Source organism: Flavobacterium sp. N2820 (assembly GCF_025947285.1).
GTDB lineage: Bacteria > Bacteroidota > Bacteroidia > Flavobacteriales > Flavobacteriaceae > Flavobacterium.
The window spans coordinates 711029-724456 of record NZ_CP110008.1; the positions used below are offsets into that span (position 1 = coordinate 711029).

Genomic DNA, 13428 nt, shown 5'->3' on the forward strand with positions numbered 1-13428 from the left:
CTAAGAAATTTTTAAAATTATTTGAATTTTTTCAATCTGTGTTCCAAAAAGACACACTACAAATGAAATACAGAATTGGCCAAATAGTTCCATCCTCAAACGTAACGATGGAAACCGAAATACCAGCAATTTTCCGTTCTCGTGAAACCATTTTACCGGAACGTTTTACGTTTCACAGCAGTAGAATGCGCATGAAAAAAGTAACCAAAGAAGAACTCGAAGCGATGGATGCCATGAGTTTAAAATGTGCACAAGAACTTTCCGATGCTCATGTTGATGTAATGGGTTATGCTTGTTTAGTAGCCATTATGAGCATGGGACGAGGCTATCATTGCGTTTCGGAAGTGAATTTACACCAAGAAACGGTAGCGAATGACTTCCCTACTCCTATTGTAACTTCTGCTGGAGCTTTAATTAATGGTTTAAAAGTATTAGGTGCGAAACAAATTTCAATTATTACACCTTATATGCGACCGTTAACGGATATGGTGGTCGATTATATCGAAAATCAAGGTATTAAAGTGAAACAAAGTATTGCTTTAGAAATTCCAGATAATTTAGAAGTTGCGGCTCAAAATCCAATGAATTTATTAGAAATTTACAAACAATTGGATTTAACTGATGTGGATGTATTAGTTGCTTCGGCTTGTGTACAAATGCCATCTTTAGAAGCTATCGATTTGATTCAGGCGGAATGCGGCATCCCAGTCACTTCAGCAGCAGTTTGTACAACGTATGAAATGATGAAAAAAATAGGAATTGAAGCAAAATCTGCTATCGGAGGTGAATTGTTAAGTGGAAAATATTAATTCAATTTATTTTTACATTTCTCACACAACGCCAATTTAGCATGATCAATCGTTTTAACGCTTTCTACAGCATCTGTCATCACACAGGTTTTATTAGGACAATGAGGCAAGCCTAAATTATGTCCAAATTCATGAACCGCTACTTTTTTAAAACGTGTAAAATGTGTTTTTGGATCAGTATGTTGAATACGAAAAGTAGAAACAATACAACTGTTTCCTGGGCAATACGCCAAACCCATAATTCCCCAATCGGCATATTTGTAGGTTGGGGTTTTTACTCTTCCCCATTTGTCTTTTTTTGTTACCGAGATATCTCTAGAAGTCAATCCCAATATAAAATCTAAAGAATCGACTTTGTCCTTTTTCTGAATGTTAATTATTTTATCTGCACGATATCTAGGCGATTTAACTTCGGTGAAAGCTTCTTTATATAATTCTTTAGAAGGAAGGATTATCGTTTTAATTTGATAAAATGCTGCAATCGTTTTTGCAATCGTATCGGTTTTTGCTTTTGAAAATTGGCCATAAGGTTGAATGCCAACTACAAGACCAGTATCTTCTTTTTTACAAGAAAACAACAACAACAAAACGAATACATAAATGAGTTTCATACAAAAGAGATTTAAAATACTTAAACGAAAGAGTATAAAAAAAAGTATTTTTTTTGAAATTTTGTTAAAAAATAACATTCACTAATCCTAATTTGTTGAAAATTTGTAATTTGCACACGTATTAACATAAAAAAACAACTTAATGAAACAAACACTACTCTTCTTAATTTCATTTTTGTTTACAACTACATTGGTTTCGGCTCAATGCCAAAGTCCAACGTTTCCAGGTGTAAATAATATTACAGATTCTTCTGCCGTAATTTTTTGGCAAGATGTTTCAACGACTACCGCATGGAATATCGAGATTTCTATAAATGGAGTTTCTGCATCACAAATTAATGCAACTACAAACCCTTTTGTTCTAAATGGTTTAGCATGTGATTCAAATATAACGGTGACGATTAGTTCTATCTGTTCTCCAACAGAAATCAGTAGTCCAATCACCATTACCTTTTTAACAGCTGCTTGTAATCAAGGACCTGGACAGCCACAAAGTTATTCGGCTTGTCTTAACGGTGCTGCACAAGCGTGTTTTAATTTAACCGATAATGATGTAAATTTAATGGGTTCTTTAAACCCGGCAGAACACGTTATATCTTATCATTTAACCAATGACGATGCCAACAATAATGTAAATCAATTGGCTTCTCCTTATTGTGTTGGATTGGGTGTAAATCAACCTGTGTATGCAAGGGTTTCAAATACGAGCAATGGAAATTCTTATATTTCAGTGTTCTTTTTAAGTGTTACGGCTTACAATTATAGCCAACCTTTCCTTGCTCCAATGGAACAGTGTGACCAAGATAATAACGGTAACATTTCTTTTGATTTAACAAGTGCTGAAGCTCAGTTGAATACCACGAATACTTTGGCTTACTACACATCACAATCAGATGCGGAAAACCAAGTAAATGCAATTTCAAATACAACATCTTACACACTTCCTGTTTCACCTTTGACGGTTCCAATTTTTATTAGAGAAAGTATTCCAAACAGTTGTGATACAATTTATACAATGAACTTGAGAACATTTGCAAATTGTAACTTGGCTTCTGTTTGTAGTTTAGCAAATTCATTGTGTGGTGCTTTGGGAAATCCTTTTCAAAATACCATAAACGTTCCTAATAATGGCGCTCTGGGTTGTTTAGGTACAACGCCAAATCCAACATGGTTTTACTTGCCTGTAAGCACTACTGGAAATATCAGTTTAATGATTCAGCAAAGTACTGATCCAAATTTTGGATTTAATAACTTGGATGTTGATTATGCAGTATTTGGCCCTTTTACTGATCCTGTAACGCCTTGTAATGGTCAAATTACACCAAATACCATTGTGAGTTGTAGTTATTCTAATTCTGCAGTTGAAACAGCAACGATTGCAAACGCAATTGCAGGCCAGTACTATTTAATTATGGTAACTAATTTTAGTAACCAGCCTGGATATATTAAAATTACCGATATTGGTACATCACAAGGTACAATCGATTGTTCAGGAATTCGACTAAACGCATTCTTAGATGCAAATGCAAATGGTACACAAGATAATGGTGAAAATAATTTCCCATTAGGACAATTCCAATATGAATTAAATAATGATGGTGTAATTCATAACATTTCATCGCCAGTAGGTACATATAATATTTATGAAACAAATGCTGCAAATTCATACGATTTCAACTATAGTATTGATCCAGCATATGCAGCTATGTTTAATATAACAACATCAAGTTATACGGATATAAGTGTAGTAGTTGGTGCTGGTATGACGACTTATAATTTCCCAATAACGGTGAATCAACCTTATAATGATTTAGCAATTGCAATTATTCCTGTATCTGCTCCTAGACCAGGTTTTACCTACATTAACAAACTAGTTTATGCTAATTTAGGAAATCAAACAATTGCTTCTGGAACGGTTTCTTTTACAAAAGACCCAAATGTTTCTATAGCATCAATTTCTCAATCTGGTACAAATCCAACACCTTCAGGATTTACCTATGATTTTACAAATTTATTGCCATTTGAAGCAAGAGAAATTACGGTTTCAATGTTAGTACCAACTATTCCAACAGTTAATGCTGGACAGTACTTAACAAATTCGGCTACTATTATTCCATTATCAGGTGATATTGTTCCAGAAAATAATGACAATACGCTTTCTCAAATGGTAATCAATGCGTATGACCCTAATGATAAAATGGAATCGCATGGTGAAGAAATTTTACACAGTTCATTTACAGCCGAAGATTATTTATATTATACAATACGTTTTGAAAATACTGGAAATGCAAGTGCAATAAACGTTAGAATTAATGATGTTTTAGATGCTAAATTAGATGAAAGTACGATTACAATGGTTGATGCAAGTCATTCATATGTTTTAGACCGTGTAGGAACAAATTTAACATGGAACTTTGATGATATTATGTTACCAGTTTCTGTTGCAAATACAACAATTGGTAAAGGATATGTAATGTTTAAAGTAAAACCAAAAGCGGGTTATGCTGTGGGTGATATTATTCCAAATACGGCGTCAATCTATTTTGACTTTAATCCGGCTATTGTAACCAATACATTCAATACAGAGTTTGTTGCAGCTTTAGGAACGAATTCTTTTGAAAGCAATCAATTTGGTTTTTATCCAAATCCTGCCAAAGACCAGCTAACAGTTACTTCAAACAACACCATTCATTCAATAAAATCGATTGTAATTTATGATGTGTTAGGAAAAGTAGTTCTTACAAAACAAGTAAGCAATACCGAAGCGCAAACTGTAAATATTACAGAATTAAATGCGGGTGTTTACATGATTGAAATTACGTCAAACAACAACGTGAAAGTAATGAAAAAACTAATGGTAGAATAATCATTAGATGCCTTAAATAGATAAACCGACTTCATTTTTTGGAGTCGGTTTTTTTTTGACATCAACTAACAATTCAATAATTTTTAGTAGTATTGTAATAAATAGCTGCCCATGAAATCTTTCGAATTGCTTTTACAAACCTTAAAAAGGATTACCATACTTGAGCCACAAGAGGAAGAGCTGTTTCTAAACGCATTTAAACCTCATACAATCAAAAAAAACGAACACTTTTTACAGGCTTCAGAGGTTTGTACTAAATTAGGATTTTTATGCAAAGGACTTGTTCGGTATTATGTGTTTAAAAATGATGAAGAAGCAACTTTAGAATTTACTAAAGAGGGCGAATTTGTAGCAGATTATGGGAGTTTTATTTCTAAAGAACCTTCAATACAAAACATCCAAGCATTAGAAGATTGCGAATTTTTAATCATTGATTACGATGAATTGCAAAAGCTCTATAAGGTTTCAAAAAATGCAAATTTATTAGGTAGAATCATCATTGAACATCGTTTTATCATCATGGTGAACCAATTACTAACTGTGCATCGGTATGCTCCCGAAGACCGTTATCGTTATTTCTTGCAACATTATAAAGAGTTAGCACAGCGCATTCCTCAATATTTAATTGCTTCTTATGTGGGTGTAAAACCCCAATCGTTAAGTAGAATTAGAAAACGCATTTATTAACTTAGGTGCATCAATTATAACTTAGGTCACTTGTAATTTTGAAACAGCAATCATTTAAATCAAAATTACTATGACATTAACTATTATTTTTATCGTTTTTGGAGGTTGTTTTCTCTTGGAACGTTTAATTCCCGGGTGGAAATTACCCGAAGTTCCCACTTGGACCATTCGAGTATTAGCTGTAAATTTTGTTCAACTGGGTGTAGTAACACTTGCGGGTTATTCTTGGGAAATTTGGCTCTCACAATACGCCCTATTTCATCTTTCCAATCATGTTAATCCTTTTATGGGAGGGCTTATCGCCTATTTTATTGCAACCTTTATTTTTTATTGGTGGCACAGATGGCGACATAAAATCGATTATTTATGGACACATTTTCATCAAATTCACCACAGTCCACAACGATTAGAAGTCATTACTTCGTTCTATAAGCATCCATTAGAAATGACGGTCAATTCAATCATTGGAAGTCTTTTAGTATTTACAACTTTAGGGTTAGATGTTGAAGCAGGAGCCATTTATACTTTGTTTACAGCATTGGGGGAATTTTTCTATCATACCAATGTAAAAACGCCACAATGGGTAGGCTATATTTTCCAACGACCAGAAATGCACAGAATTCACCACGAATACAACAAACATACCAGTAATTATGGCGATATCGTTTGGTGGGATATGCTTTTTGGTACCTATGAAAACCCGAAAGAATTCAAATCAACTTGTGGATTTGATGTAGAAAAAGAACAACGATTATTTGACATGTTGCAATTCAAAGATGTGCATAAGGAGTAAAATAAAAACCCTGAAACCAATATGAGATTTCAGGGTTTTAAAATACAATTAAGATTTAGCGTTAAAAATATTGAGCTATATAAAAGAATATCGGCATCCCAATAGTAATATTAACAGGAAATGTTATGGCTAAAGCCATTGGTAAAAACAAACCTAGATTAGCTTTAGGAACTGTTATTTTCATAGCCGCAGGAACAGCAATATAAGAAGCACTTGCTGCAAGAATGGCAAAAATGAAGCGATTAGATACATCATCCGTAACAAATCCACTCAACCAAGCAAAAACACCTCCATTTACTAACGGAATTAATAAGGCAAAAGCAAATGGAAACCAACCATGAGCAAAGAAAGATTTCAATTTTTTTCCGCTTGTAATTCCCATATCCAATAAGAAAATAGCTAAAAATCCTTTAAACAAATCATTGGTAAAAGGTTGAATTCCTTGTGCTTCTTTGGCACTTGTAAGATAACCAATAATCAAACTTCCTAAAATCAACAAAACACTTCCGTTAGTAAACGAATGACGTAAAATTTCAGTTTTGTTGATTTTTTTTGGTTTTTCTTTATTAAAAATTGAAATCAATACCAATCCCACAATAATGGCAGGCGATTCCATGAGCGCCATAATAGCTACCATATAACCGTGAAGTTCTAATTGATGCGATTCTAAATATGAGACTGCTGTAACAAAAGTTACCGCACTAATTGACCCATAAGCTGCAGCAATGGCTCCAGCATCATATACATTCAACTTATGTTTTAAAATAAAAAAGGTGTACAAAGGAATCACTATTGCAATAGAGATTCCGAATAGCATTGACCATATAATTTCACTGTTAATCGTTTCGTGTGATAATTCTTGACCTCCTTTAAATCCAATGGCAAACAGTAAGTATAAAGAAATGAATTTAGACGAATTATTAGGAATTTCTAAATCACTTTTTAAGCTAACTGCAATAATTCCTAAGATAAAATATAGTAACGCTGGATTGGTTAAATTTTCAAATAATAAGCTAAAATCCATTTTGTAATTTTTATTTTGTTGTGTTTATTTTTTTGAAGCTCTTACTAATCTGTCGTTTATTGAAATACCTAATCCATAATCGGGTAAGCGTTCTGCAATGATTAAATCTAAATTCATTTTGTCTAATTTATGCATAGCATTGTATAATTTGCGAGCCGCAATTTTTAAATCGCTTTCCTCTGATAATACAATTTGATTTTTTTTCTCAAAATAAGGTAAATATGAATCAAAAAGAAGTAATCCAATCTTCTGTCCCGAATACCAATCCAACTCTTCTTGAATATTTTGAGTTATAATAAAATCAGTTTTTGGAGCATAATGTTTTAATAACATTCCAGGAGCGATTGTTTTTTTATCATTTTTGGTTATTAGTAACACACTACCTGATACTTTTTCAATTTCTTCCAAGGACAATGCTCCCAAGCGATACACTACTACTTTATTATTATTAAATCCAATAATCGTTGATTCTATTCCTGCCGAACATTCGCCGCCATCCAAGACCATATTGATTTGATTCCCAAAATAATTTTCAACATGTTCAGCTCTTGTTGGACTTATGTTCGTAAATGGATTCGCACTTGGAGCTACTAGAGGAAAATCTAATTGATTTAAAAGTGATAAAGCTACAGGATGATTAGGCACTCGAACCGCGACAGTATCTAGATTGGCTGTAACTAAATCTGGAATATAAGGTTGTTTTTTTAATAGTAAAGTCAAAGGCCCTGGCCAAAAAGTATTAGCTAATTCATGAGCCATTGGTGGAATTTCTGTAGCGACCTGCTTTAAATCTTCTATTCCTTTAATATGAACAATTAATGGATTAAAAGTTGGACGTTTTTTTACTTCAAATATTTTATGAATAGCTTCAGTGTCAAAAGCATTACCTGCCAATCCATAAACGGTTTCAGTTGGAAAACCTATTATACCATTTTCTTTAAGATGCTGAACTGCTAAATTAATATCTGTACTTATCATTTTTTTAAGGATTACAAAAATCGCAATACATTGGATCTTCTGATTCTTTACCATTCGGATACAAAACTTTAGATTCGTAATGGCAATGTTTGCATTGGTAAATATTAGCTGATGTTGAACGAGTTGGCATAGAGCAACTATTACACAACAAACCGGCTTGGGCACCAACCACACCAAAGCCGGGAAAAAGGCATTCAGGACAAACCGAATGCAACTTGTTGATTAACTTAAAACAAACATCATGTATAACCTTCATACGGGTTGGATTAAACAGTGCTCGCATATCGGTTTCAATGTAACACGAATTAGTTGCTGTAACTATTTCATCGTATAATTTTTCTACCGAATCATAATCGGTAAGACCTTTGTAAATTTTAGTCCAATTTTCTAAAGCATTTTTGAGAATAATACCGTGTGAAGGAAATTGAATTTTATCTAAAAAAGCTTTTAATTCTTCTTTTGTAAAAACCTCTGAACTATCATAATTGGTCTCCAGACATAATATTCTCTCAATGATTTCAATGTTATTTTTTTTATCTACTAACATGATAAATTCATCATTAGCAGGAGCAAAAAATACGGTGGGATGATTTCCAAATGAACCTTCAGTAGCTACTGCCAAATCAAAACCTTCTAATTGCATACCTTCCAAACATTTTTTCCGGAGCGTTGTTATCGCATCATCTTTTCGAGCAATTTCTCCAGAAAAGGTACCTAAACTATCTGTATCAAAGTCTTTTGAAACAAAACAACTTACTCCAAGCGCTTTTTCAAGTAAAGGAGCAATTACTTCTTCCTTTTGATGTTTTGTCACTATGAGCAAACGTCGCCCTGAAAAAAAATCAGGTTTAGTCTTCATAATCAATCTCGATGAACGATTTAATTTTAAGTTTTCTGTTATGTACTTTCGCGTCCTCTAAAATTTCAGAAATATGAACTATACTTTCTCTTAATTCATCTATTCGATGAAGGGCTTTTTCATCATCTTCCCCAAATCGAATTTGAGAACTAAAATTTTGAATCTTATTGAAATTCATGTTTTTATTACACATATCTAGTAAGATTTCACGGGCTTCAAACGAATTAAATTCGCCATTAATTAAATTAATTTTTTTCAGGGTTTCCATAAGTAATGTCTGTTAAATTATGTATTAAACGAATTATTGTAAGCATCACAAGGATTGCAAGACCTCCATAAAGTTCTTGATAAATAATATCTGTTGTAGCCATTATTCTAAAAACCAATAGTGCTTCAACAACTACACAGAGTATCAAAACTAATTGTATGGTATTTTTTTTCATAGTTAAGATTTTTACTTTATGATTTGATTTCTTGTGCAAATTTTAGAATTATAATTCATATATTTTTATTTATATTTGCTATGTATTATATAAATTATTTTTATGAATTACACTTTAAACCAATTACGAATTTTCTTGAAAGTAGTACAAAATCAGAGTGTTACCAAAGCATCTGAGGAATTGCATTTGACCCAACCAGCGGTGTCCATTCAATTAAAAAATTTTCAAGATCAATTTGAAATTCCCTTAACCGAAGTTGTGGGTAGAAAAATTTACGTAACTGATTTTGGTAAAGAAATTGCAGAAGCAGCCGAACAAATATTGCAGCAAGTCAATACTATCGATTATAAAACGTTAGCTTATAAAGGACAGCTTTTTGGAAAAATAAAAATTTCCGTTGTATCTACTGGAAAATATGTAATGCCTTACTTTTTAGCAGATTTTCTTAAAATGCATCCTGGTGTAGAATTAGAAATGGATGTGACCAATAAAAATAAAGTCGTGAAAAGTTTGCAAAACAATGAAGTAGATTTTGCTTTAGTTTCTATTCTTCCCGAAAAAATGAAAGTAGAAAAAATTGATTTGATGCAAAATAAGTTGTTTTTAGTGGGGAATATGGAAGAAGATTTTACTAAGAAAAAGAAAATCGAAGATATTTTAGAAAACCGTCCCTTATTATTTAGAGAAAATGGTTCAGGAACACGCCAAACCATGGAACGTTTCATTGTGCAACAAGATTTAATGATTAGCAAGCGAATGGAATTAACCTCAAATGAAGCCATAAAACAAGCCATTTTAGCTGGCTTAGGATATTCAATTATGCCTTTGATAGGCATTCGTAAAGAAATACAAAACAAGGACTTACAAATTATTCCTTTAAAAGGATTACCTATTAAAACCAATTGGAGTTTAATTTGGGTTAAAGGTAAAAACCACAACCCTGCTGCCCTTGCCTATTTGGATTATTTAAAAAAGGAAAAAGAAGCCATTATCCATTCCAAGTTTAGTTGGTATGAGACGATGTAATTTTTTTAATTCAAACTCCAAATCAACGCCTTTTCCTTAGTAGCTCTAAAAATAGTATGATGTTTTTCTTTCTTTTCTGGAGAATAATGCCATTTTAAATTGGGAAGAGTACTTGAAGCCAATACTTTTGATAAGGCTGAGGTGTTTTCAAAAATATCTTTAGCACTCGAACCAGCAAACCAAAACGATTTAGCTGTCCCAGGAAATGATTTCAAATGATGCGGAGCATCTATCAACAATTGCTTGTTATTCCACCATAAAGAAGGATCAAAAGCAATGTAAAAATCAAACATATCTGGAGCAATTAGAAATGTTTCAGTTACAAATAATCCAGCTAACGATTCCCCAATAATGCCTTTTTTAGCCGTTGTTCTGTACTTTTTTTGGATTTCAGGAATCAGTTCGGCTTGTATAAATTGTCTAAATGCAGCAGAACCTCCAACTACAGGAGCAATTTCTTTATCTTTTGCTACAGATGTTGGTGGTGTTAAATCGCGCCTACGCTGTGTGTTTTCAATTCCAACTAAAATAAAGGGTTTAATTTTCTTTGCTTTAATTAACTCTGATAACGTATTGGCAATATGTGGAAAATCTTCTTTAATTCCGCCATCAAGCATATATAAAACAGGCAATGAATCTGTTGAATTCTTATATTCATCAGGAAACCAAACAGTAATAACTCTTTTTTCATTAACATATTTAGAATCAATGGTAAAGGTATCATGGACAGGAATGGGGTCATTAGGTTGTTGGCTATTCGAACAATTTAAAAAACCGATCAAAAGAACGGAGAAGAAAAAATAAATTTTCATCATAGGAAGGATAATTTTTATTCAACCATAAAGATAATAATTTTAATCATTGAAGAAAGTTGTTTTCATAGTATTGGGGTTTCATTCTACCTTTCTTCTTACTTTGTTCGTATAACCACCCCTTTTTGCGAACCTCTTACGAACAAAACACGAACAAAGTACGAACAAAACCCCTATAAAATCAGACCAAACCTAATATAAGCTGTCAAAACCTTTCGAAACCTATCAAAACCTATCAAAAGTGTGTAAACAAACCGATTCAACCACGATTATGATCCATAGTTCAAGTGGGGATACTCCGTAGATACTCCATAGATACGGTGAGGTTGTGGTACCCAAACAAAAAAAGAGACCGCTATTGCAACGGTCTCTTTATGATTTATTTTGAGGCATTTTTTAGTACGCCAACAATTCTTTTAATTCTTTTTCAAACCTAACTTTCGGTAAATATTGGTCTTCTAACGACTTCATAAATGGAATAGCAGATTCTAAACTTCCTACTCTTCTAACTGGAGCATCCAAATGTTCGAAGCAGTTTTCCATAATCATAGCCGAAATATCGCTGGCAACTCCGCCAAATAAAGTATCTTCTTGTAAAATAATGACTTTATTCGTTTTCTTAACCGAAGCGTAAATCGCATCCCAATCCATTGGTTGTAACGTTCTTAAATCCAATAAGTCCGCTTTAATTTCTGGATTTTTAGTCAAAGTTTCTAAAGCCCAATGCACTCCTGCTCCAAACGAAATAATCGTAACATCCGTTCCTTCTTTAATCAATGACGCTTTTCCAAAAGGTAACGTGTAATAATCTTTTGGAACATCTTGATATACACTTCTATACAATTGCTTGTGTTCAAAGAACAATACCGGGTTTGGATCGTTAATTGCGGTATTTAATAATCCTTTTGCATCATAAGGAAATGCAGGATATACAACTTTTAATCCTGGTGTTTTTGTAAACCAAGCTTCGTTTGTTTGCGAATGGAAAGGTCCTGCCTGAGTACCACCACCGCAAGGCATACGCACCACAACATCCGACTTTTCTTGCCATCTGTAATGTTGCTTGGCTAATAAGTTTACGATTGGATTAAATCCAGTTGAAACGAAATCCGCAAATTGCATTTCCATTACGGCTTTAAATCCGTTGATGGATAATCCGTTAGCTGCTGAAACGACAGCACTTTCACAGATGGGTGTATTTCGAACTCTTTCTTTTCCAAATTGCGCAACAAATCCGTCGGTAATTTTAAAGGCACCACCATATTCAGCAATATCTTGTCCCATAATCACCAAATTCTCATGGCGTTCCATCGACTGACGTAAACCATTAGAAATCGCGTCAATCACACGAATATTTTCCATTTCCGATGAAGGATTGATTTCTTCGAAAGTATAAGGTTGGTAGACATCTCCTAATTCTTCTTCTAACGAAGCTATAATTTCTGGTTCCTCTTGAACTTTCGCCCAATCGGTGTCGATTTCTTGCTTAATAGCTGCTCTGATGGCCTCATCTTCATCATCATTTAAAACAGCAGTAGCTTTTAAGTAATTTCTATAATTTTCTACAGGGTCTTTCACAGCCCACAGATCCATCAATTCTTGCGGGACATATTTCGTACCACTCGCCTCTTCATGCCCACGCATTCTAAACGTTTTGAACTCCAACAACACCGGACGAGGATTTTCAACCATAGAAGCTTTTAATTCTGTAATCAAATGCACCACTTCTAATAAGTTATTTCCATCCACAATATGGCTTTCCATTCCGTAACCGATACCTTTATCTGCTAAGTTTTCACAACGGTATTGCTCGTTTGTAGGTGTTGATAATCCGTAACCATTATTTTCAATCACGAATAAAACGGGTAATTCCCATACAGCAGCAATATTCAATGCTTCATGAAAATCGCCTTCTGATGTAGCGCCTTCACCTGTAAATACTGCGGTTACTTTTCCATTTTTTCTTAGTTTATTGGCTAAAGCGATTCCGTCTGCAATCCCCAATTGAGGTCCCAAATGCGATATCATTCCAATAATCTTGTATTCTTGTGTTCCAAAGTGAAAACTTCTATCTCGACCTTTGGTAAATCCATTTTTCTTGCCTTGCCATTGCGAAAACAAACGGTGCAAAGGAATGTCACGTGTCGTAAAAACACCTAAATTACGGTGCATCGGTAAGATATATTCATCTTTATCCAATACCGAAGTAATCCCAACCGAAATAGCTTCTTGCCCAATTCCAGAGAACCATTTTGATACTTTTCCTTGACGGATTAGAATCAACATTTTCTCTTCAATCAAGCGCGGTTTTAAGATTTTCTTATATAAATCAAGTAGTTGTGGATTTGATAATTCTTTTCTTTCAAAGTTCATGATACTAGACCAGTTAAAATTTGCTCAAAAGTAATAAAAATAACATTTTGAAAGCGAATTGTTATAAAAAAAGAAAGTTAAAAAATCAAAGTTAAGTCTAAACACAAAGCAGGAAAGTTTTTTCGCAAAGTTCTCGAAGAATTAATT

The 13428-nt window shown here is 33.5% G+C and carries 13 protein-coding genes; 5 read left to right on the forward strand and 8 right to left on the reverse strand.

Features of this window, described 5'->3' with window-relative positions:
• Nucleotides 1–62 precede the first annotated feature (62 nt).
• Entirely contained in the window at nt 63–809 is a 747-nt protein-coding gene (locus tag OLM52_RS03340) for an Asp/Glu racemase (RefSeq protein WP_316044629.1), read from the forward strand.
• Here the strand turns inward: OLM52_RS03340 and OLM52_RS03345 are convergent.
• A complete protein-coding gene (locus OLM52_RS03345) occupies nt 806–1420 on the reverse strand; it encodes a matrixin family metalloprotease (protein WP_264549731.1) in 615 nt (204 codons plus the stop codon). The two genes, OLM52_RS03340 and OLM52_RS03345, sit on opposite strands and share 4 nt — an antisense overlap.
• A gap of 142 nt (nt 1421–1562) precedes the next feature.
• Here OLM52_RS03345 and OLM52_RS03350 point away from each other — a divergent pair, with 142 nt between their 5' ends.
• The 3 genes from OLM52_RS03350 (at nt 1563) to OLM52_RS03360 (ending at nt 5766) form a co-directional block, all read left to right on the forward strand.
• Complete coding sequence (locus tag OLM52_RS03350) at nt 1563–4286, forward strand: T9SS type A sorting domain-containing protein (protein WP_264549732.1); 2724 nt, start codon at nt 1563–1565, stop codon at nt 4284–4286.
• A 111-nt stretch (nt 4287–4397) separates the two neighbouring features.
• The gene (locus OLM52_RS03355; RefSeq protein WP_264549733.1) at nt 4398–4973 is read left to right on the forward strand and encodes a Crp/Fnr family transcriptional regulator; all 576 of its coding nucleotides are present in this window, start codon (nt 4398–4400) and stop codon (nt 4971–4973) included.
• A 70-nt stretch (nt 4974–5043) separates the two neighbouring features.
• Nucleotides 5044–5766 (forward strand): sterol desaturase family protein, encoded by a 723-nt coding sequence (locus OLM52_RS03360; RefSeq protein WP_264549734.1) that lies wholly within the window; start codon nt 5044–5046, stop codon nt 5764–5766.
• A 61-nt stretch (nt 5767–5827) separates the two neighbouring features.
• Here OLM52_RS03360 and OLM52_RS03365 read toward each other — a convergent pair whose 3' ends face one another.
• From OLM52_RS03365 to OLM52_RS03385, 5 genes are read right to left on the reverse strand one after another with little or no spacing between them, the layout of a single operon-like run.
• Nucleotides 5828–6790 (reverse strand): sodium-dependent bicarbonate transport family permease, encoded by a 963-nt coding sequence (locus OLM52_RS03365; RefSeq protein ID WP_264549735.1) that lies wholly within the window; start codon nt 6788–6790, stop codon nt 5828–5830.
• Nucleotides 6791–6814: 24 nt separating this feature from the next.
• Complete coding sequence (locus OLM52_RS03370; protein ID WP_264549736.1) at nt 6815–7768, reverse strand: L-threonylcarbamoyladenylate synthase; 954 nt, start codon at nt 7766–7768, stop codon at nt 6815–6817.
• A gap of 4 nt (nt 7769–7772) precedes the next feature.
• Complete coding sequence (locus OLM52_RS03375) at nt 7773–8627, reverse strand: DUF6671 family protein (RefSeq protein WP_264549737.1); 855 nt, start codon at nt 8625–8627, stop codon at nt 7773–7775.
• Nucleotides 8617–8895: a hypothetical protein gene (locus OLM52_RS03380; protein ID WP_264549738.1), complete on the reverse strand. Its 279-nt coding sequence runs from the start codon at nt 8893–8895 to the stop codon at nt 8617–8619. The genes OLM52_RS03375 and OLM52_RS03380 overlap by 11 nt, the downstream gene beginning before the upstream one ends.
• Complete coding sequence (locus OLM52_RS03385; protein WP_264549739.1) at nt 8873–9070, reverse strand: hypothetical protein; 198 nt, start codon at nt 9068–9070, stop codon at nt 8873–8875. Before OLM52_RS03385 ends, OLM52_RS03380 begins: the two co-directional genes overlap by 23 nt.
• A gap of 102 nt (nt 9071–9172) precedes the next feature.
• Between OLM52_RS03385 and OLM52_RS03390 the strand changes: the two genes are divergently transcribed.
• Complete coding sequence (locus OLM52_RS03390) at nt 9173–10096, forward strand: LysR family transcriptional regulator (protein ID WP_264549740.1); 924 nt, start codon at nt 9173–9175, stop codon at nt 10094–10096.
• A 5-nt stretch (nt 10097–10101) separates the two neighbouring features.
• Here OLM52_RS03390 and OLM52_RS03395 read toward each other — a convergent pair whose 3' ends face one another.
• Together OLM52_RS03395 and OLM52_RS03400 are read right to left on the reverse strand one after the other, a co-directional pair.
• Complete coding sequence (locus OLM52_RS03395; protein ID WP_264549741.1) at nt 10102–10911, reverse strand: alpha/beta hydrolase; 810 nt, start codon at nt 10909–10911, stop codon at nt 10102–10104.
• A gap of 393 nt (nt 10912–11304) precedes the next feature.
• Nucleotides 11305–13281, reverse strand: a complete 1977-nt coding sequence (locus OLM52_RS03400; protein ID WP_264549742.1) for a dehydrogenase E1 component subunit alpha/beta — start codon at nt 13279–13281, stop codon at nt 11305–11307.
• Nucleotides 13282–13428 lie beyond the last annotated feature (147 nt).

Coding starts and splice junctions, on each gene's coding strand:
- OLM52_RS03350 (WP_264549732.1), top strand. CDS start 1,563: ATGAAACAAACACTACTCTTCTTAATTTCATTTTTGTTTACAACTACA.
- OLM52_RS03355 (WP_264549733.1), top strand. CDS start 4,398: ATGAAATCTTTCGAATTGCTTTTACAAACCTTAAAAAGGATTACCATA.
- OLM52_RS03375 (WP_264549737.1), bottom strand. CDS start 8,627: ATGAAGACTAAACCTGATTTTTTTTCAGGGCGACGTTTGCTCATAGTG.
- OLM52_RS03385 (WP_264549739.1), bottom strand. CDS start 9,070: ATGAAAAAAAATACCATACAATTAGTTTTGATACTCTGTGTAGTTGTT.
- OLM52_RS03340 (WP_316044629.1), top strand. CDS start 63: ATGAAATACAGAATTGGCCAAATAGTTCCATCCTCAAACGTAACGATG.
- OLM52_RS03370 (WP_264549736.1), bottom strand. CDS start 7,768: ATGATAAGTACAGATATTAATTTAGCAGTTCAGCATCTTAAAGAAAAT.
- OLM52_RS03360 (WP_264549734.1), top strand. CDS start 5,044: ATGACATTAACTATTATTTTTATCGTTTTTGGAGGTTGTTTTCTCTTG.
- OLM52_RS03400 (WP_264549742.1), bottom strand. CDS start 13,281: ATGAACTTTGAAAGAAAAGAATTATCAAATCCACAACTACTTGATTTA.
- OLM52_RS03345 (WP_264549731.1), bottom strand. CDS start 1,420: ATGAAACTCATTTATGTATTCGTTTTGTTGTTGTTGTTTTCTTGTAAA.
- OLM52_RS03365 (WP_264549735.1), bottom strand. CDS start 6,790: ATGGATTTTAGCTTATTATTTGAAAATTTAACCAATCCAGCGTTACTA.
- OLM52_RS03380 (WP_264549738.1), bottom strand. CDS start 8,895: ATGGAAACCCTGAAAAAAATTAATTTAATTAATGGCGAATTTAATTCG.
- OLM52_RS03390 (WP_264549740.1), top strand. CDS start 9,173: ATGAATTACACTTTAAACCAATTACGAATTTTCTTGAAAGTAGTACAA.
- OLM52_RS03395 (WP_264549741.1), bottom strand. CDS start 10,911: ATGATGAAAATTTATTTTTTCTTCTCCGTTCTTTTGATCGGTTTTTTA.